Source organism: Mesorhizobium sp. ORS 3428, from assembly GCF_001854785.1.
In the GTDB taxonomy this organism is placed as follows: domain Bacteria; phylum Pseudomonadota; class Alphaproteobacteria; order Rhizobiales; family Rhizobiaceae; genus Mesorhizobium.
This window is the reverse complement of sequence record NZ_MDFL01000001.1, coordinates 217,257-236,286: the sequence shown is the minus strand read 5'-3', so window position 1 is coordinate 236,286 and position 19,030 is coordinate 217,257. Positions and strand designations below refer to the sequence as shown.

The window sequence follows — 19,030 nt, the reverse complement described above, 5'->3', positions numbered from 1 at the left end:
AAGCATTCGAGGGAGATTCCACCATGTTCCAGACCTTTGACTCCGCCGGCGATCCGGCTGTCGGCAAGCCGCGTGTGGCGATGCTGCGCCAATGGCTGGCGGAGAACGGGTTGGACGGCTTCATGGTGCCGCGCGCCGACGAGCACCAGGGYGAATATGTCGCCGACCGTTCGGCGCGGCTGAAATGGCTGACCGGCTTCAGCGGCTCGGCCGGCGTCRCCATCATCCTGCGCGACCGCGCCTTCATCTTCGTCGACGGCCGCTATACGTTGCAGGTGCGGGGCGAAGTCGACCTTTCGATTTTCGCCATCGAGAGCCTTATCGATAACCCGCCGCCCAGCTGGATCAAGGACAATCTCGGCAAGGGCGCGCGGCTCGGCTTCGACCCCTGGCTGCACACGATCGGCGAGGTCAAGGCGCTGAAAGCTTCGGCCGAGCAGTCGGGCGCGGCCTTGGTGCCGCTCGACAAGAATCCGATCGACATCATCTGGAAGGACCAGCCCGAACCGCCACGGGCGCCGGTCGAGCTCCACCCGATCGCCTTTGCAGGCGAGCTTGCCAAGGACAAGCTGGCACGGCTGGCAAGCGCGATCCAAAAAGACGGCGCGACGCACGCCGTGCTGACCGATCCCTCCTCCATCGCCTGGGCCTTCAACATCCGTGGCGGTGACCTGCCGCACACGCCGCTCGCGCTCGGCTTCGCCATCCTCGCCGCCGACGGCAAGCACCAGCTCTTCATGGACAAGCGCAAATTCTCGCGCCAGGTCGCCGCTTATCTTACCCAGCTTGCAGACCTGCACGATCCGGGCGAATTCGAAGCGGCGGTCGCCAACCTCGCCAAGGGCGGCAAAATCGCGCTCGACCCGGTGCTGGCGGCCGAGAAGCTCAAGATGCTGGTCGAGGACAATGGCGGCAAGGTCGTCTCGGCGGCCGACCCCGCCCGCATTCCGCGCGCCACCAAGAACCAGGCCGAGATCAACGGCAGTCGCGCCGCGCACCGCCGCGACGGCGCCGCGGTCGCCAAGCTGCTCTGCTGGCTCGACCGGCAGAAGCCGGGCTCATTCGACGAGATCGACGTCGTTACCAAGCTCGAAGAGGTGCGCCGGCAGACCGGCGAGGAAACGCAGATGCCGCTGCGCGACGTCTCCTTCGACACCATTTCCGGTGCCGGCCCGAATGGCGCCATCATGCACTACCGCGTCTCGCGCGCCACCAGCCGCAAGCTGAAAAGCGGCGAGCTGTTCCTGCTCGACTCCGGCGGCCAATATCAGGACGGCACCACCGACATCACCCGCACCGTGCCGATCGGCCAGCCGACCGAGGAGATGCGCGAGCGCTTCACACTGGTGCTGAAGGGCATGATCGGCATCTCGACGCTGCGCTTTCCGGCCGGCACGCGCGGCTCGGAAATCGACGCCGTTGCCCGCATGGCGCTGTGGAAGCATGGCTGCGACTTCGCCCACGGCACCGGCCACGGCGTCGGCTCCTATCTCGCCGTACATGAAGGGCCGCAGCGCATCGCCCGCACCGGCACCGAGAAGCTGCTTGCCGGCATGATGCTTTCCAACGAACCGGGCTACTACAAGGAAGGTTCCTACGGTATCCGCATCGAGAACCTTGTCGTGGTCACGCCGGCTGAGCAGATTGAAGGCGGCGATATYGCCATGCACGGCTTCGAGACGCTGACGCTGGCGCCGATCGACAAGCGCCTCATCCGCTCCKAGCTGTTGACCCGCGACGAGCTGCATTGGCTCGACCAGTATCACGCGCGCGTGCTTTCCGAGATCGGCCCGATGGTGGACGGAGAGACGTTGGCCTGGCTGGAGAAGGCGACCGCGCCGCTGCCGCACGACGCCAAGATCTGATCCTTCGACAGGTCGGCGCCGCCCCTCATTGCCCTGCCGGGCATTTCTCCCGTATAATGACGGGGAGAAAGACGCTCTCGCTGATGGTTTCGCAAACTACCAACGTCGCAGAATGAACGCCGGCGCCGCAGCCGTCCACCTTCTCCCCGTCACTATACGGGGAGAAGGTGCCGGCAGGCGGATGAGGGGCGGCGAAAGCGATTCAGGATGAAGGGCTACCCCACAAAAGCGATTCAGGATGAAGGGCTACCCCACAAACTGCCTGGCGACGATCAGCACCGCGGCGCCGGCCAAAAACATCGCCATCAGGCCGCCACGCAGCGACACGATCGCCGTGACAATCAGCGCCGCCCACTCGGCGGGTCCAGCATGCAGAAGCTCCGGCGCCACCAGCGTCGTCAGCACCGCCGCCGGCACGGCGTTGAGGCCGGCCTCGACGCGCGGATGGATGCTCTCGAAGCGCGAGATGACGAGGTGGCCGCCGACGCGCGTCAGATAGGTGGCGATCGCGCCGGCGAGGATGATCCAGAAGGTGGTGCTCATGAGCGCTTCCCCACGCCGCTGTGATGCGGCGGCAGGATCACCGCCAGCAGCACGCCGGCAATCGCGCCGATCGAGACATGCCAGGGTGAGCCGACGGTTCTGTAGGCGACGATCGAGGCGGCCGCGCTGGCAGCCACCACCGGCAGCCACAGCGGCCGTTTGCGGAAGCCCATGACGAGGCCCAAGAAATAGATCGGCAGTAGGAAATCGATGCCCAGCGCATGGGTGTCCGGGATCATCTTGCCGAACACCGCGCCCAATCCGCTTTCGATCACCCAGAACATATAGACCGGCAGGCCGAGCCCCAGATACCAGACGAAGCCCACCGGCTGACCGGACTCTGCCCTGGCCTCGGCGATGGCATATTGCGGATCGGTGAGGACGAAATAGCCGAGCGCCTGTTGCACGATCGGCCAATGCGCGATGCGCCGCCCTATGCCGGCCGAATAGAGCACGTGGCGGAAGTTCACCGCGAAGATCGAGAGCACAACCAGCCACGGCGCGACATGCTGGCCGAACAGTTCGATGCCGACCATCTGGCTGACGCCGCCGAAAATCAGCGCGCTCATCAGAAAGGCCTCCAGCACCGAAAACCCGTTATCGACGGCGAGCGCGCCGAACAGCACCGCGAACGGCGCCGATGCGACGACGACCGGCATCGACAGCCGCACGCCGTCCCAGAAATCGCTTCTCGTACCGCTTTCGGAGATTGCTTCGGCCGACATCCAACGCTCCCTTGAGCGACTTCATGTAGGGAGCGTCGCCTTGCTTGTCACACCAATTTGCTTGAGCCAACGATCAGCGGAACTGATCGCCAGGCGCCTATGCGGCTCAGGACGCCGTGCCCTGGATCGCCCTGCCCCAATCGAGCAGCGGCTTGGCGCGCAAGGTGAAGCCGACGAGGTCGTCGACAAGCGCCGGCGAATAGATCGTCGCCGGATCGATCTCGTTCCGGACCAAAAAGTGCCGGTTGCGCACGGCCTGGGCGAGATCGTCTTCGCCGATTTCCTCGAAGCCGCGCGGGGCGCGCTTGAGGGCGTCCCCAGGGTCGAGCGCGAGACCGCCCTTCTCCAGCGCCGTTATCATGGCGCGGAACGCCGCCGGCTTTGTCACGATAGCTTTGCGCATCGCCTGTAGCAGTTCGGGGCCGGGCTGCCACCAGGCGACGCCGGCAAAGCAGTGCTCGAGCCCGATATGCACGTAGAAGACGCCCTGCTCCATCTTGGTGCCGTCGGGCGACAGGATGGCCGACAGATGCCGGTTGTAGGGCCGCTTGTCCTTGGAGAAGCGCACGTCGCGATTGATACGGAAGAGCGACTTCTTGCGGTCGCCGCGCAGGCCAAGGCCTGCCGCCGAGAAGCGTTCGCTGAGCGTCTCGACGAGATCGCAAAACGGCTCATGCAGTTCGCTCAGGTAGAGGTCGCGGTTTTCCTGGAACCATTCCCGGCTCTGGTGGAAGTCGAGCGCCTTGAGGAACGGAATCGCCTTCTCTCCAAAACCCTTGAACGCGCCGGCCATCAGCCGCTCCTGCCGATGCGCTGCAGCCAGGTGTCCTCGTCGATCACTTCGATGCCGAGGTCGGTCGCAACCTTGAGCTTGGAGCCGGCGCCCGGTCCCGCCACCACCAGATCGGTCTTGGCCGACACCGAGCCCGCGACCTTGGCGCCGAGCCGCTCCGCCATCGCCTTGGCTTCTGAACGCGTCATCTTTTCCAGCGTGCCGGTGAACACCACCGTCTTGCCGGAGACCTCGCTGCCGGCCGAGATCTCCATGACATATGGCTTCGGATGGACCTGGGCCAGCAGCGCATCGAGCACTTCGTCGTTGCGCTCGTTGCCGAAGAAATCGCGCAGCGCGCCGATCACCGTGTCGCCGATGCCGGTGATCGACGGGAAAACGTCATGCGGGTCGTCGGCCTTTGCCATTTCCTTGCCGACGCGGATCAGTTCCTCGATCGTCGAGAACTGGCGGGCCAGCACCGCCGCGGTGGTCTCGCCGATATGGCGGATGCCTAGCGCGAAGATGAAGCGGTCGAGCTCGGGCTCGCGGCGAGCGTCGATAGCCGCGAACAGCTTGTCCAAGCCTTCGTAGTTGCGTTCCTCGACGCTGCGCACATTCTTGCGCGTCTTGCCCGATGCGGCCTCGCGCTGCCTTGCCTGCTCCTCGCGCCGCTCGGCCAGCGCCCTGGTGACGGCCGGCCTTCGATCCTTGAGCGTGAAGATGTCGGCCGCGGTCTTGACCAGTCCCGCGTTGAAGAAGAGGTCGATGTTTTCCGCCCCCAGCCCCTCGATATCGAGCGCGCCGCGCGACACGAAATGGCGCAGCCTTTCCACGGCCTGCGCGGCGCAGATCAGCTCGCCGGTGCAGCGGCGTCGCGAATCCTCCTTGCCGGTCTTCTCGTTGATCTCGCGCGTCGCCGGCGAGCCGCAGACAGGACAGGTGTGCGGAAATTCGTAAGGCACCGCATCGACCGGACGCTTGTCGATGACGACGCTGACAATCTGCGGGATCACGTCCCCTGCCCGCTGGATCACCACCGTGTCGCCGATGCGGACGTCGACGCCGTCGCGGATCGGCTGGCCGTTGCTGTCGAAGCCCTTGATATAGTCCTCATTGTGCAGCGTGACGTTCTCGACCACCACGCCGCCGACCGTGACCGGCGCCAGCCGCGCGACCGGCGCCAGCGTGCCGGTGCGGCCGACCTGGATGTCGATCCTCTGCACGGTCGTCATCGCCTGCTCGGCCGGGAATTTGTGGGCGACCGCCCAGCGCGGCTCGCCGGTGACGAAACCCCAGCGGCGCTGCAGCTCAAGCTGGTCGACCTTGTAGACGACGCCGTCGATGTCGTAGCCGAGGGACGAGCGCTGCTCCTCGATCCGGTGGTAGTGGGCAATGAGCTCGTCAATCGACCTCGCCCGCACCATCAGCGGGCTGACCTTGAAGCCCCATTCCTTGAACTTCTGCACGGAATCATACTGGGTCGGAGCCGGATCCGCCGTCGTATAGCCCCAGGCATAGGCGAAGAATTTCAGGTTGCGGCTGGCGGTGACCGAAGGATCCTTCTGGCGCAGCGAGCCTGCCGCCGTGTTGYGCGGATTGACGTAATCCTGGCCGCCGATCGCCGCCGAGCGCTGCTTCAGCGCCTCGAATTCGGCATAGGTCATATAGACCTCGCCGCGGATCTCGATGACGTCGGGCCAGCCCGAGCCCTTCAGCGTCTTCGGGATATCGCCGATGGTCTTCAGATTGGCGGTGATGTCCTCGCCGACGGCGCCGTCGCCGCGCGTCGCGCCCTGCACGAACACGCCGTTTTCGTAGCGCAGCGAAGCCGACAGCCCGTCGATCTTCGGCTCGGCGGTGAAGGCGATGTCGAGATCCTTGTCGCGGTCGAAGAAGCGCCGCCCGCGCTCGATGAAATCGGCAACGTCCTGGTCGGTATAGGCCTTGCCGAGGCTGAGCATCGGCACCTGATGCCGCACCTTGGCAAAGCCTTCCGCCGGCGGCGCGCCGACCCGGCGCGACGGCGAATCCTCGCGCACGAGATCGGGAAAGCGTTCTTCGATCGCAAGGTTGCGTCGAGCCAGCGCGTCATATTCGGCGTCCGAGATCGTCGGCGCGTCCTCGGTATGATAGCGCCGGTCGTGTTCGGCGATCTCCGTCGCCAGCCGCTTCAGTTCCTCCGCTGCCTCGCCTTCGCTCAGCGATTCGACTGGTTTATCCGACATGCAACGCTGTCCTCGAATTATGGCGCGCCACTATAAATCAGGATTCGCTGCGAGGGAGTCGACTTGCGAAGGAATCCTTCCCGAACAGCAGGATGCAGCCATCTGCTGACTCAACTTTCGAGCCGAAGAAATCAAGCCTTCCAGGATGTGTTGAGATTCAGGTCAGGCCGAGCCTTAGGCGGCGGCCGTATTCTCGCGCAGCAACCGCTCGGCCGCGGCGCGCGCCTCGTCGGTGATGGTGGCGCCGGCCAGCATGCGCGCGATCTCTTCCTGGCGCGCCGCGCGGTCCATTTCGGCGATGCCGGTGGCGACCCGGTCCTTGCCGCCGGATTTCGAGATCAGGAAATGCGTGGCAGCGCGCGCCGCCACTTGCGGCGCATGCGTGACCGAAAGCACCTGCACCCGCTTCGACAGCCGCGCCAATCGCTGGCCGATGGCGTCGGCCACCGCGCCGCCGACGCCGGTGTCGATCTCGTCGAAGACCAGGGTCGGCGCGGAGCCGCGGTCGGCAAGCGCCACCTTCAGCGCCAGAAGGAAACGCGATAGCTCGCCGCCCGAGGCGACCTTCATCATCGGCCCAGGCCTGGTGCCCGGATTGGTGCGCACCCAGAATTCGACCTGATCGATCCCCGCTTCCATGCGGCTTTCGGTGTCGCTCACGATTTCCACGATGAACTCTGCCCGTTCGAGCTTGAGCGCCGGCAGTTCCGCCATCACCGCCTTGGTCAGGCCGGCTGCCGCCGCGTGACGAAGCGAAGAGAGTTGCGCCGCCGAAATATCGTAGGCCTCGCGCGCCGCGGCGGCCTGCTTTTCAAGCCCGTGCAGGCGCTGCTCGCCGGCATCGAGATCGGCAAGATCGGCCGCCATCGTGTCGCGCAGCTGCGCCAGATCGTCGACCACGACATTGTGCTTGCGCGAGGCTGCGCGCAGCGAAAACAGCCGCTCCTCGGCCTTTTCCAGGCGCTGCGGATCGTACTCGGTGGCGCGAAGCGCCGTCTCGACGCCGGACTGCGCCGCGTCGAGCGAGATCATCGCCTCGTCCAGCGACTTCACCACGTCGTCGAGCAGGCCAGGCACCTCACCCGACTTGCGCTGCAGTCGCCTGAGCAGGCTGGCAAGCTGCGGCAAGGGCGAGGACGGCCCCGACAGCACGTCCTGCGCATCGTGGATTTCGGAGGCGATCTTTTCGGCGCGCATCATTTGCGCGCGCAGTTCGGCAAGCTCGGTCTCCTCGCCGGGCTGCGGATCGAGCTTCGCCAGTTCGGCGACGGACGCCCTGAGATAATCCGCTTCGCGCGCTGCCGCCTCGACCTTGGCGCGATACCTGGACAGCTCCTGCTCGCAGCTTCGCCAGTAGCGCCAGGCCTCGCCTGCACCGCGCACGGCGCCCAAATGGCCGCCGAAACTGTCCAGCAACTCACGGTGTGCGCCGGGATCGACCAGCGCACGCTCGTCGTGCTGGCCGTGGATCTCGACCAGTGCGCGGCCGACATCACGCATCAGGGTGACGCTGGACGGCTGATCGTTGACGAAGACCCGCGTGCGGCCGTCGGCGGTCTGCACGCGGCGCAGGATGATGTCGCCATCGTCCTCGATGTCGTTCTCGGCAAGCAGTGCACGGGCGGGATGGTTGCGCGGCACGTCGAACACCGCGATCACCTGGCCMTGCGCCGCGCCGTGGCGGACGAGCGAAGCGTCGCCGCGCGCGCCAAGCGCCAGCGACAACGCATCGAGCAAAATGGATTTGCCGGCGCCCGTCTCGCCGGTCAGCACCGAAAGTCCAGGCAGGAAGTCGATGTCCAGCTTCTCGATCAGGACGATATCGCGGATCGACAGTCTGGACAGCATCAGGAGTGTCAGGCGCCGGTGATCAGCTTCCCGGCCTTGGAAATCCACGATCCGGCATTCTCACGCGGCTGAAGCCCGTTGCTCTGCAGGAGTTTGTAGGAATCCTTGTACCACTGGCTGTCGGGATAGTTGTTGCCGAGCACCGCCGCGGCCGTCTGCGCTTCCGAGGTCAGGCCCATCGCATAATAGGCTTCGGTCAGGCGCGCGAGCGCCTCTTCGACGTGACGCGTGTTGGAATAGTTCTCGACGACAGTGCGGAAGCGCTTGACCGCGGCGATATACTCGCGCCGCTCCAGATAGTAGCGGCCGATCTGCATCTCCTTGCCGGCRAGCTGGTCGGTGGCGAAGCGGATCTTGTCCTTGGCGTCTTCGACATATTCGGAGTTCGGCCAGCGCGTCACCAGATCTTGCATGGTCTGCACGGTCTGGCGTGCTTCCTTCTGGTCCTRGGTGACGTCCTTGATCTGGCGGTAGTAGCTCAAGCCGATGATGTATTGCGCATAGGCGGCATCGTCGGTCGACGGATAGAGCGTGAGGTAGCGCTTGGCGGCGCCGATCGCCTCGTCATAATTGCCGGCGCGATAGTCGGCGAAGGCGCCCATCACCATCGATTTGCGGGCGAATTCCGAATAGGGATGCTGGCGGTCGACGGCGTCAAACTTCTTGCTCGCCTCGTCGAGGCGGCCGGCATTCAGGTTGGCGAGGCCCTGGTTGTAGAGAACGTCGGCCGGCTCGGTCTGGTCGACATAGGTAGCCAGATTGATGTCCTTCTTGTCCGACGTGCAGGCAGACAGCACCAGCGAAGGGGCGACCAACGAAAGCGCCAGGAAAACAGCCCGATGCGGCGCCTTCGATTGACCAACTCGCTTAAGCAACATGATTGATTTCCGCCCTTTCGGCGTCATTTCGGTCTGGGGCAGCAGCCATAAACCATAACTGCCTAATGCGGCAACGCTATCTGCGGCCAATCGCACATTTTTGTGGCGGTTTGGCGCGCTGTCCAAAGCTGCACAATTTCAGGGACCTGTGATGCAGGCGCGCAACACAAGCTCCGCCTACAAAGCCAGAAAATCGTTAAGAATCAGATCACCCAGGGCGCGTAGACCGGTCCGCTGACTGCGATCATCTCGGCAACGCGGCCGCGCTCGCGGCGCCGCGTCTCGACGATCTCGAACGCCGTACGGTCGGACAGCAGGCGGCGCAGCGCCGCCGCATTCATCCGGTGGCCGCCGCGATAGGAGCGGAAGCAGCCGATGAAGCGCGCGCCGGCCAGCGCCAGATCGCCCATGGCGTCGAGCGTCTTGTGGCGGGCGAATTCATTGGGATAGCGCAGTCCGCCGACATTGATGACGCGGTTGTCGTCGCCGATGACCAGCGAGTTCTCCAGCGACGAGCCGAGCGCGTAACCGGCCGCCCACAGCCGCTCGACATCCTTCATGAAGCCGAAGGTGYGAGCCCGCGCGATGTCGCGGCGGAAAATATCGGGATTGATGTCGGAGGCAAAGAGCTGCCGCCCGATCGCCGGGCTTTCGAAATCGATCTCGATCTCGAACCGGGTGCCGTCATAGGGGCGGAACTCGGCCCATGATGYTCCGGCTTCGATACGGACCGGCTTGACGACGCGGATATAGCGGCGCTTGACAGCCAGCGCCTCGATGCCCGCCTGGTCGAAGGCCTCGACAAAGGCCACGGCGCTGCCGTCGAGGATGGGCACTTCCGGACCATCGATCTCGATGATGAGATTGTCGATGCCAAGTCCGAACACCGTCGCCATCAGATGCTCAACGGTTCCGATATGCTCGCCGGCCGGATCRCCGAGCATGGTGCAAAGATCGGTAGCCCCGACCTCGGACACCAATGCGCGAAACTCGCGGCCCTCGCCGCCGTTCGACAGGTGGAACACGATGCCGGTGTCGGCATCGGCGGGCAGGAAATGAACAGTGACGGGCTTGCCGCTGTGGACGCYGGTGCCGGTCAGCGTCACGCGCGCTTTTACTGTCGTCTGATAGTCGTGCAAGACAAACCCCATAAGCCCAAACCGCCTGCGTCCGCTTCATTGGCCTCTTGAGCAATATCGGCCAGGCGGATCACCTGGCGTCCGCACAAATGCGGCGAAATAAACAAGGGCATGCGGCTCTGATATGATCGGCAGGCAGGGCCAACTCCCCGAATCCCGGCTAACCGACTTTAGTCCGACGCGAAGATAATGGCGCGTCCAGGAGACTCCAAATCACGGTTTCTTACCCTTTGTAACCGCGACGCCGAGTGAGAAAGCGCTTGTAACGCTTTGTTTTATATACCCTTTTAACGAAAACAGGCAGACGATTTCTCGTCTGCCTGCTAACAACTATTATATATCCTTAACGATCAGTTAGCCTGGCGGCGCAGGAATGCCGGGATTTCCAGCTGGTCGTCTTCCTGAACCGCGCGGCTCTGCGGCGTCAGGCGACCCTGGTCGTCCAACTGCCCGCGGCGCGGCGCGTAGAGCTGCGGGTCCTGGCTTGCAAGGCGGCGCATTTCCGGCGCCGCCTGGCGCAGTTTCGGCTCGCGCGGTTGGGCCGGCTGGAGCCGGGCCGGCTCTTCCTCGCGGCGGGTCAGGCCGTTGGTGAGACGCTTGATCAGGCCCATAGGTCCGCTGTTCTCATGATCCGCGGGACGGCTCTTGGCTTCCACCTCGGCCCTCACCACCGGCGGGAAATCGTCCACGCGCGGCATGCGCTGCGGGGCTGCTGCTACCGGCTGCGGCATCTCGCGCGGCGGCGCCGGCTGCTGCATGACCTGCTGCACCACGGGCTGCGGCTGCGGCTGGGCCGGCGGGGCCTGGAAGATCTTGCTCTGCGGCCGGAAGTCGTCGACCGGCGCCGGACGCGGTTGCGCCATCGCGGCGGCGTTGGCCTCGGCCARCTGGATCGCCTCGGCGACTGGGTCGACGGCACGCGGCTCGTAGACCRTCTGCTGAACCGGTGCGGGACGGCTTTCCTGAACTGGCGCCGCCGGACGGGCGACCGGCTTCTGCGGCGCGCGGATCGAGATCGGCGCAGCGGCGATTTCGGCCGCCGACTTGTCGATGCCGGTGGCGACCACCGAGACGCGGATCACGCCTTCCAGCTCCTCATCGAAGGTGGCGCCGAGGATGATGTTGGCATCCTGGTCCACTTCCTCGCGGATGCGGGTGGCGGCTTCGTCGACCTCGAACAGGGTGAGATCGCGGCCGCCGGTGATCGAGATCAGCAGGCCCTTGGCGCCCTTCATCGAGGTTTCGTCGAGCAGCGGGTTGGCGATCGCGGCTTCGGCGGCAGCCATCGCGCGGCCCTCGCCCGAAGCTTCGCCGGTGCCCATCATCGCCTTGCCCATCTCGCGCATCACCGAGCGGACATCGGCGAAGTCGAGGTTGATCAGGCCTTCTTTGACCATCAGGTCGGTGATGCAAGCAACGCCCGAATAGAGCACCTGGTCGGCCATGGCGAAGGCATCGGCGAAGGTGGTCTTGTCATTGGCCAGCCGGAACAGGTTCTGGTTGGGAATGACGATCAGGGTATCGACGCATTTCTGCAGCTCCTCGATGCCCATGTCGGCCGTCTTCATGCGGCGCTGGCCTTCGAAGTGGAACGGCTTGGTGACGACGCCGACGGTGAGGATGCCCTTTTCGCGCGCAGCGCGCGCAACGACCGGAGCGGCACCGGTGCCGGTGCCGCCGCCCATGCCGGCGGTGACGAAGCACATATGCGTGTTGGAGAGATGATCGATGATCTCGTCGATGCATTCTTCCGCCGCCGCACGGCCGACTTCCGGCTGCGAGCCGGCGCCGAGGCCTTCGGTGACATGCGCGCCGAGCTGGATCAGCCGTTCTGCCTTCGACATCGTCAGCGCCTGCGCGTCGGTGTTGGCCACCACGAACTCGACGCCGCGCAAGCCGGCTGTGATCATGTTGTTGACCGCGTTGCCGCCGCCACCGCCAACACCGAACACGGTGATGCGTGGCTTAAGCTCGGTGATGTCCGGCTTCTTGAGATTGATGGTCATAGCTCTCCGTCCTTTGCCTTTCCCGCCGCCTCGCCGCTGCGGCCGCCTTTGGGGCTGTCCCCGTCAAATTAAAAACTGTCTCTCAACCACTGACTCATGCGATGCAGTTTTCCACCCGTTCCGGTCATTCTGAAACCGGAAAGTCCTTTCGCCAGATGGCTCTCGAAACTCGCCATCTGCGGATAGATCATAAGTCCGACCGGGGTCGAAAACGCCGGCCCCTTGGCCGCTTCCGGCAGCCCCGCCACGCCGAGCGGCCGGCCGATGCGTACATTGCGCCCGAGGATGCGGCGCGCCGCTTCCGGCAGGCCCGCCAGCTGGCTGGCGCCTCCGGTGAGCACGACACGCTTGCCGACGGCATTGCCGTAGCCTGACTTGTTCAGCCGGTCACGCAGCAATTCCAGCGTCTCGTCGATGCGCGCGCGAATGATGCGCGTCATCACCGAGCGCGGGATCTGCAGCGGCACCTCGCCTTCCTCGCCGATCGGCTGGATGGAGACCAGGTCGCGGTCGTCGGCGCTGCCCGGCAGCGCCGAGCCGTGCATCACCTTCAGCCGCTCGGCCGCGTCGAGCGAGGTCGACAGACCCTTGGCCATGTCGAGCGTCACATGGTTGCCGCCGATGGCGATGGCGTCGCCATGCACGAACTTGCCTTCCGAGAACACCGAGATGGTCGTGGTGCCGCCGCCCATGTCGATGCAGGCCGCGCCCATTTCGAGCTCGTCGTCGACCAGCGCCGCGAGGCCGCTGGCATAGGGTGTGGCCACCATGCGCTCGACCGAGAGATGCGAGCGGTTGATGCAGAGCTCCAGATTGCGCATCGGCGCGGCATCGCCGGTCAGCACATGCATGTCGACGCCGAGCGCGTCGCCAACCATGCCGCGCGGGTCGCGCACGCCGCGCTCGCCATCGAGCGAGAAGCCAACGGGAAGCGAGTGGACCACCTCCCGCTCGGCCCGCAGCGCCTGCTTGGCGCCGGCGGCAAGCACGCGCTTGATGTCGGCTTCCTCGACCTGGTGACCGCCGAGATTGATGGTGGCCGAGAAGGCCTCGCTCTTCAGCCGGCCCGCGGTCATGTTGACGATGAGGGAATCGACCGTGAGCCCGGCCATGCGCTCCGCCGCGTCGACGGCGAGACGAATGGCATGCTCGGCACGGTCGAGATCGACGACGACGCCCGACTTCACGCCCTGCGATTTTTGATGACCGATGCCGATCACCTGGATGCGATGCGAGCGCCCACGCAGAAGTTTGCCGTCCTCGTTCGGCTTCAGCTTCGCCACCACGCAGCATACCTTGCTCGAGCCGACATCGAGCACCGTAAGCGTGCCCGACCGGCGCGAAGAAGCATCACTACTGCCGCCGAGCCAGCTCATATCTTCGTCTCCGGCTTGCGCTTCGTCAGGTTCTTCGGCTTTTCGCTGAGCGCCGCTTCGCGCTGCGTCGCGGCTTCCGGCGAGAGCTCCACTACCAGCCGATCGGACAGGCGCATGTCGACCGCCGCGATGTCGCGCGTCAGAAGTCCATTGTCATGGTCGAGCTTGACGAGTTCGGCGATCGCCTGATCCTCCCCGTCTTCCGGCAGCTTCACCGTGATGCCGTTCTCGAGTTTGAGATCCCAGCGCCGCTCGCCGACACGGATATAGCCTTTGACCCGCGCCGCGAGCTCGGGATAGCGCTTGATCTTTTCCAGGAAGTCCGGCGCCTTGGCCGGAGCGCCCGTGCCGATGATCAGCGGCAGCAAGGCCTGCTTGCCGCCGGAGAACGACGCAATCACCTCGCCCGACCGCTCGATGACCGAAAGTGAATTGCCCTGTTGCCAGAGCGCGAAGGGCTGACGCTCCTCGACGCGCACTTCCAGCGTATGTGGATAGATCTTGCGCACCGCCGCGACCTCGACCCACGGCAATGTCGCGATGCGCTCGCGCGCCGCCTCGGCATCGAAGCCGATCAGCGACGTCCAGCCATCAAGCCCGAGCCGGTCAAGTATGTCGATCTCGGAAGTCTGGCGATTGCCGACCACCTTGATCTGATCGACGGCAAAACCGGTCCGCGCAGTCACGCCCTGCACGATGCTGTCGGCATAGCCGCCGAGATAGGAGCCATAGGCTCCAGCCGAAGCCAACAAGGCAGCAGAAAGGATCGCAGCGGAGAAACGCGGCGCCTCATACTCGCCGCCGCAGAGGCGACCCAGCATACGCACCGGCCGGCGAAGCTGGCGCGGCAACACGAAATGGTCGAACGACAGCGACACGCCAAACAGCGAGGGACCGACCCCGCCGCCTTTGCCCTGTCCCCACCTCAACGCAGACACGAAGCGTCCTCCACCATCCAACTCAACAAATCGCCGAACGAGTGTCCCGCTTGCGCGGCGATTTCAGGCACCAGAGACGTCGGCGTCATGCCCGGCTGGGTGTTGATCTCGAGCCAGACAACCTCGCCGTTTTCGGAGTGACGGTCGTCGTAACGGAAGTCCGACCGGGAAACGCCCCGGCAGCCGATAGCAAGATGAGCCTTGAGGGCTAGTGTCTGTATTTTTTGGTAAATATTCGGTGAAATTTTTGCAGGGGTTTCGTGTTTTGATCCGCCGGGGACGTACTTTGAATCGTAGTCGTAGAAGGAATGGCCCGTCGGAATGATCTCGCAGACCCCGAGCGCCACATCGCCCATGACCGCGCAGGTCAACTCCCGCCCATGGATGTAGCGCTCGACCATGACGGTCTCGCCGTACTTCCACTCGGACGAGCCGATCACCTGCGGCGGGTGCGACTGCCCCTCGCGCACGATGACGACGCCGAAGCTCGAGCCTTCATTGACCGGCTTCACCACATAAGGCGGCTTCATCGGGTGCTTGTCCTTGACGGTGAAGCGGTTGACCACCTTCGATTCCGCAACCGGAATGCCGGAGGCCTTGRCAACCCTCTTGGCCTGCTCCTTGTTCATGGCCAGCGCCGAAGCGAGCACACCCGAGTGGGTGTAGGGAATTGCGAGATATTCGAGAATTCCCTGGATGGTGMCGTCCTCGCCGAACGGGCCATGCAGCGCATTGAAGGCGACATCGGGCTTGAGCTCGGCAAGCACAGCCCCGACATCGCGCGAAACATCGACGCGGGTGACCTGATAGCCTTCGTTCTCAAGCGCATCCGCACACGCCTTCCCCGAGGACAGAGACACGGGCCGCTCCGAGGAAAATCCCCCCAGGAGAACAGCCACATGCTTCTTCTTCATCCCGTCATTCCCTTTCACGCAGGGCCTGCAACCAATATTTCCGCACGCAACTTTCCCGCATAGTGAGTCCGAGTCTTCCGGCAGGTTGCCCCCCCAGACGGAAAACGCGGGTAACGCGTCAAACGACTCAAATCAGGAAACGCTTTAGAGCAGAGAATCAGAGAGTTGATTCCCTGGCAAGTGCCTATGATTCCGAGAGATTCACTTTCCGCGAAAACGGGCGAAAAAAGTGTCTCGTTGAGTCCTTGCGGCAACGCCTGACGACGTCGTCCCGCGCGCAAGTTCAAGCACTACTTGAACTGCGTCAGAGCAGCTGGCCKAGGAATTCCTGAACCGCATGATCCGGCCGGAAGTTGCCCAGCCGCATGATCTCCCAGTGCAGCCGGATTCCCGAATTCTCAAGCACCCTAGCCCGCACCGTCTCGCCGAGATATTCGAGGTCGTAGCCGGTCGCGGTGCCGGTATTGATCATGAAGTTGCAATGCATCGGGGACATCTGCGCGCCGCCGATCATCAGCCCGCGGCAGCCCGCCTTGTCGATCTCTTTCCAGGCCGACGTGCCCTCGGGATTCTTGAAAGTCGAGCCGCCGGTCTTCTCGCGGATCGGCTGCACCGTCTCGCGATGGTTCTGCACGGCATCCATCGCCGCCTTGATCGCCGCCTTGTCTTCGGGAACGCCTTCGAAGACGGCCGAGGTGAAGATCAGCCCGGCCGGCGCCGAGGAATGGCGATAGCTATAGCCCATGTCGGCGTTGCTCAGCGTATGGACATTGCCCGCACGGTCGAGCGCCCTGACCTCGACCACCCGCTCGCGCGTCTCGGAGCCATTGGCGCCCGCATTCATCCGCAGCGCCCCGCCGACGGCGCCCGGAATGCCATGATAGAAGTGGAAGCCGCCGATGCCGGCTTCATAGGCCACGGCGGCCAAGCGCTTGTCGGGCGTCGCGGCACCCGCCTTGATGGTGGTCGGCCCGGTGACTTCAGCCTCGCCAAAACCCTTGGCCGAAAGCCTGACGACGAAGCCGGAGATGCCGCCATCGCGCACCAGAAGATTTGAGYCGACGCCGACAATGGTGATCGGGATTTCCTCTGGAACTGCGCGCAGGAAGGCCGCGAGATCCTCCTCGTCGGTAGGCTGGAACAGCGCTTCCGCCAGTCCGCCGGCGCGGAACCAGGTGATCTTGTCCATCTCGGCATTGGGCGTGATGCGGCCGCGCAGGCCGGCAAGCTTGTCGGCGAGTTTGTCGATGAGAGCTTGGCCGCGCATCATGAGGAAGCCCCGCCGAGTTCCTTGGGCAGCGCATAGGCCCATTGCGTGATGTTGCCGGCGCCGAGGAAGATGACGAAGTCGCCGGGCTTGGCCAGTTCGCGGATAGCCGGCGCGATCGCGGCGGCGCCGTCGATGTAGCGCGCGTCGCGATGGCCGCCGGCGCGGATGCGCGACACCAGCGCGTCCGATGTCACCCCTTCGATCGGTTCCTCGCCGGCCGCGTAGACTGGCGCCACCATCACGGTGTCGGCATCGTTGAAACAGACAGAGAATTCTTCGAACAGGTCGTGCAGCCGGGTGAAGCGGTGCGGCTGCGCGATGGCGATCACGCGGCCCTTGGTGGCGCCGCGCGCGGCCTTGAGCACAGCTGCGATCTCGACCGGATGGTGGCCGTAGTCGTCGAAGATCTCGACGCCGTTCCAGGAGCCCGTATGGGTGAAGCGGCGCTTGACCCCGGCAAAGGACGACAGGCCCTTCTTGATCGCCTCGGCCGAGAGGCCGAGCTCATGCGCGACGGCAACCGCCGCCGTCGCGTTGGAGACGTTGTGCCGGCCCGGCATCGGCAGTCGCAGGCCTGTGATCGTCGTCGAGCCACGGCCCTTGCGGTCGCGGATCACCACATCGAACTCCGACGCGGCCCCTTCCATGCGATGGTTGGTGAAGCGCACGTCGGCCTGCGCGTTCTCGCCATAGGTGATGACGCGCCGGTCCTCGATGCGGCCGACAAGCGCCTGCACTTCTGGGTGGTCCGTGCACATCACACCGAAGCCGTAGAACGGCACGTTCTCGACGAACTGGCGGAAGGCCTCGCGCACCCTGTCGAAACTGCCGTAGTGATCGAGGTGCTCGGGATCGATGTTGGTGACGACGGCGATATCGGCCGGCAACTTGAGGAAAGTGCCGTCGCTCTCGTCGGCCTCGACCACCATCCACTCGCCGTCGCCCATGCGGGCATTGGTGCCATAGGCATTGATGATGCCGCCATTGATGACGGTCGGGTCAAGCCCGCCGGCCTCGAGCAGCGTCGCCACCATCGATGTGGTGGTGGTCTTGCCATGCGTGCCGCCGATGGCGACCGCCTGGCGGAAGCRCATCAATTCGGCGAGCATCTCGGCGCGGCGCACGATCGGCAGCAGCTTTTCGCGCGCAGCCTTGAGCTCCGGATTGGATTTCTTGATTGCCGTCGACACCACGACCACCTCGGCGTCGCCGAGGTTTTCGGACTTGTGGCCGACAAAGCATTCGATGCCTTTCTCGCGCAGCCGCTGCACATTGGCGCCGTCGGCCTGGTCCGAGCCCTGCACCTTGTAGCCCAGATTGTGCAGCACTTCGGCGATGCCGCTCATGCCGATGCCGCCGATGCCGATGAAATGCACGAGGCCGATCGTCTGCGGCATCTTCATGCGCGCGTCCTCCTGAAGTCCGAAACCGTCTTCCCGAACGCAATAGCCTCTGTCAGATCGGCGAGCAACCGCGCCGCGTCGGGCTTTCCGGCCGAACGGGCGGCCGCGGCCATCCTCGTCAGGCGGCCGGAATCCTGCATCACCCCGCCGACCAGCTCGGCGATCCGCTCGACCGACAGGGTCGACTGCGGAAGGAGTTCGGCGCCGCCGGCTGCAGCAAGTGCTGCGGCATTCGCCGCCTGGTCATGATCGAGCGCATGCGGATAGGGCACCAGCAGCGCCGGGCGGCCGATGACGGCGATCTCCGATACGGTCGAGGCGCCGGAGCGCGACATCACGAGATGCGCCGCCCCCATGCGTGCCGCCATGTCGGTGAAGAAGGGCGACACCTGCGCGTCGACGCCAAGTTCGGCATAGGCTGCCTTCACCCGCGCCACGTCTTCCGCGCGTGCCTGCTGGGTGATCACTAGTCGCTTGCGTTGTGCCTCAGGCAGAAGCGCGATTGCCGCCGGCACGGCGTCGGAAAAGAACTGCGCGCCCTGGCTGCCGCCGAACACCAGGAAGCGGAACGGCTCGCCGTCGTTGGACGGCGCGTAGGGCGTCTTTGCCGCCTCGAGGATCTGCGGCCTGACCGGGTTGCCGGTGGTCACCGTCTTGGCGCCGGCCGCACTTGCCCCTTCCGGCAGGAAGCCGCCGGCGATCGCATCGACGCGACTCGACAGAGCCTTGTTCGCCCGGCCCATGACGGCGTTCTGCTCATGGATCAGCGTCGGCACCTTGCGCCGGGTCGCCGCATAGACCGGCGGCAGCGTCGGATAGCCGCCGAAGCCGACGACGGCCTCCGGCTTTATCCGGGCGATCACCCGTCCCGCCTGCCGCACGCCTTGCCAGATCGTCCAGAAAGCCGAGAGCATGGCAATCGGATTCTTCGAGCCTAGCGTCGCCGACGGGATCGAGTGGGTGTCGTCGGCCGGGAAATGGCGGGAATAGCGCTCGGCGCGATGGTCGGTGGCGAGATGCACCGTCCAGCCGCGCTCGATCAGTTCATGCGCAAGCGCTTCGGCCGGAAACAGATGGCCGCCTGTTCCGCCGGCCGCGAGCAGGATGACACCCTTCGACATCCGG

At 64.9% G+C, this 19,030-nt stretch carries 15 protein-coding genes; 1 reads left to right on the top strand and 14 read right to left on the bottom strand.

The annotated features are described in order from the left end of the window. Positions 1 to 23: 23 nt before the first annotated feature. Entirely contained in the window at positions 24 to 1,865 is a 1,842-nt protein-coding gene (locus ORS3428_RS01020) for an aminopeptidase P family protein (RefSeq protein WP_071093937.1), read from the top strand. 246 nt (positions 1,866 to 2,111) lie between these two features. Here ORS3428_RS01020 and ORS3428_RS01015 read toward each other — a convergent pair whose 3' ends face one another. From ORS3428_RS01015 to murG, 14 genes are all read right to left on the bottom strand, one after another. Then, positions 2,112 to 2,408 carry an AzlD family protein gene (locus ORS3428_RS01015; RefSeq protein WP_071093936.1) on the bottom strand — a complete coding sequence of 99 codons (297 nt, stop codon included), beginning with the start codon at positions 2,406 to 2,408 and terminating at the stop codon, positions 2,112 to 2,114. After that, a complete protein-coding gene (locus tag ORS3428_RS01010) occupies positions 2,405 to 3,133 on the bottom strand; it encodes an AzlC family ABC transporter permease (RefSeq protein ID WP_071093935.1) in 729 nt (242 codons plus the stop codon). Before ORS3428_RS01010 ends, ORS3428_RS01015 begins: the two co-directional genes overlap by 4 nt. A gap of 106 nt (positions 3,134 to 3,239) precedes the next feature. After that, complete coding sequence (locus ORS3428_RS01005; RefSeq protein ID WP_071093934.1) at positions 3,240 to 3,926, bottom strand: DUF2461 domain-containing protein; 687 nt, start codon at positions 3,924 to 3,926, stop codon at positions 3,240 to 3,242. After that, on the bottom strand, positions 3,926 to 6,133 hold the full coding sequence (ligA, locus tag ORS3428_RS01000; RefSeq protein ID WP_071093933.1) for an NAD-dependent DNA ligase LigA: 2,208 nt from the start codon (positions 6,131 to 6,133) through the stop codon (positions 3,926 to 3,928). The genes ORS3428_RS01005 and ligA overlap by 1 nt, the downstream gene beginning before the upstream one ends. Before the next feature lie 174 nt (positions 6,134 to 6,307). Next, positions 6,308 to 7,981, bottom strand: a complete 1,674-nt coding sequence (gene recN / locus ORS3428_RS00995) for a DNA repair protein RecN (protein WP_071093932.1) — start codon at positions 7,979 to 7,981, stop codon at positions 6,308 to 6,310. Positions 7,982 to 7,989: 8 nt separating this feature from the next. After that, the gene (locus ORS3428_RS00990) at positions 7,990 to 8,859 is read right to left on the bottom strand and encodes an outer membrane protein assembly factor BamD (RefSeq protein WP_071093931.1); all 870 of its coding nucleotides are present in this window, start codon (positions 8,857 to 8,859) and stop codon (positions 7,990 to 7,992) included. A 203-nt stretch (positions 8,860 to 9,062) separates the two neighbouring features. Beyond that, positions 9,063 to 10,010 carry a UDP-3-O-acyl-N-acetylglucosamine deacetylase gene (gene lpxC / locus ORS3428_RS00985; RefSeq protein ID WP_071093930.1) on the bottom strand — a complete coding sequence of 316 codons (948 nt, stop codon included), beginning with the start codon at positions 10,008 to 10,010 and terminating at the stop codon, positions 9,063 to 9,065. Positions 10,011 to 10,348: 338 nt separating this feature from the next. Further along, positions 10,349 to 12,004, bottom strand: a complete 1,656-nt coding sequence (ftsZ, locus tag ORS3428_RS00980; protein ID WP_071093929.1) for a cell division protein FtsZ — start codon at positions 12,002 to 12,004, stop codon at positions 10,349 to 10,351. A gap of 68 nt (positions 12,005 to 12,072) precedes the next feature. After that, entirely contained in the window at positions 12,073 to 13,380 is a 1,308-nt protein-coding gene (ftsA, locus tag ORS3428_RS00975; RefSeq protein WP_071093928.1) for a cell division protein FtsA, read from the bottom strand. Then, the gene (locus ORS3428_RS00970) at positions 13,377 to 14,318 is read right to left on the bottom strand and encodes a cell division protein FtsQ/DivIB (protein WP_071093927.1); all 942 of its coding nucleotides are present in this window, start codon (positions 14,316 to 14,318) and stop codon (positions 13,377 to 13,379) included. The genes ftsA and ORS3428_RS00970 overlap by 4 nt, the downstream gene beginning before the upstream one ends. Beyond that, positions 14,306 to 15,232: a D-alanine--D-alanine ligase gene (locus ORS3428_RS00965; protein WP_071093926.1), complete on the bottom strand. Its 927-nt coding sequence runs from the start codon at positions 15,230 to 15,232 to the stop codon at positions 14,306 to 14,308. The genes ORS3428_RS00970 and ORS3428_RS00965 overlap by 13 nt, the downstream gene beginning before the upstream one ends. Positions 15,233 to 15,536: 304 nt before the next feature. Next, positions 15,537 to 16,502: a UDP-N-acetylmuramate dehydrogenase gene (murB, locus tag ORS3428_RS00960; RefSeq protein ID WP_071093925.1), complete on the bottom strand. Its 966-nt coding sequence runs from the start codon at positions 16,500 to 16,502 to the stop codon at positions 15,537 to 15,539. Next, positions 16,499 to 17,905 carry a UDP-N-acetylmuramate--L-alanine ligase gene (murC, locus tag ORS3428_RS00955; protein WP_071093924.1) on the bottom strand — a complete coding sequence of 469 codons (1,407 nt, stop codon included), beginning with the start codon at positions 17,903 to 17,905 and terminating at the stop codon, positions 16,499 to 16,501. The genes murB and murC overlap by 4 nt, the downstream gene beginning before the upstream one ends. Further along, a complete protein-coding gene (murG, locus tag ORS3428_RS00950) occupies positions 17,902 to 19,026 on the bottom strand; it encodes an undecaprenyldiphospho-muramoylpentapeptide beta-N-acetylglucosaminyltransferase (RefSeq protein ID WP_071093923.1) in 1,125 nt (374 codons plus the stop codon). The genes murC and murG overlap by 4 nt, the downstream gene beginning before the upstream one ends. Positions 19,027 to 19,030 lie beyond the last annotated feature (4 nt).

Coding starts and splice junctions, on each gene's coding strand:
- ORS3428_RS01015 (WP_071093936.1), bottom strand. CDS start 2,408: ATGAGCACCACCTTCTGGATCATCCTCGCCGGCGCGATCGCCACCTAT.
- ORS3428_RS01010 (WP_071093935.1), bottom strand. CDS start 3,133: ATGTCGGCCGAAGCAATCTCCGAAAGCGGTACGAGAAGCGATTTCTGG.
- ORS3428_RS01005 (WP_071093934.1), bottom strand. CDS start 3,926: ATGGCCGGCGCGTTCAAGGGTTTTGGAGAGAAGGCGATTCCGTTCCTC.
- ftsA (WP_071093928.1), bottom strand. CDS start 13,380: ATGAGCTGGCTCGGCGGCAGTAGTGATGCTTCTTCGCGCCGGTCGGGC.
- murG (WP_071093923.1), bottom strand. CDS start 19,026: ATGTCGAAGGGTGTCATCCTGCTCGCGGCCGGCGGAACAGGCGGCCAT.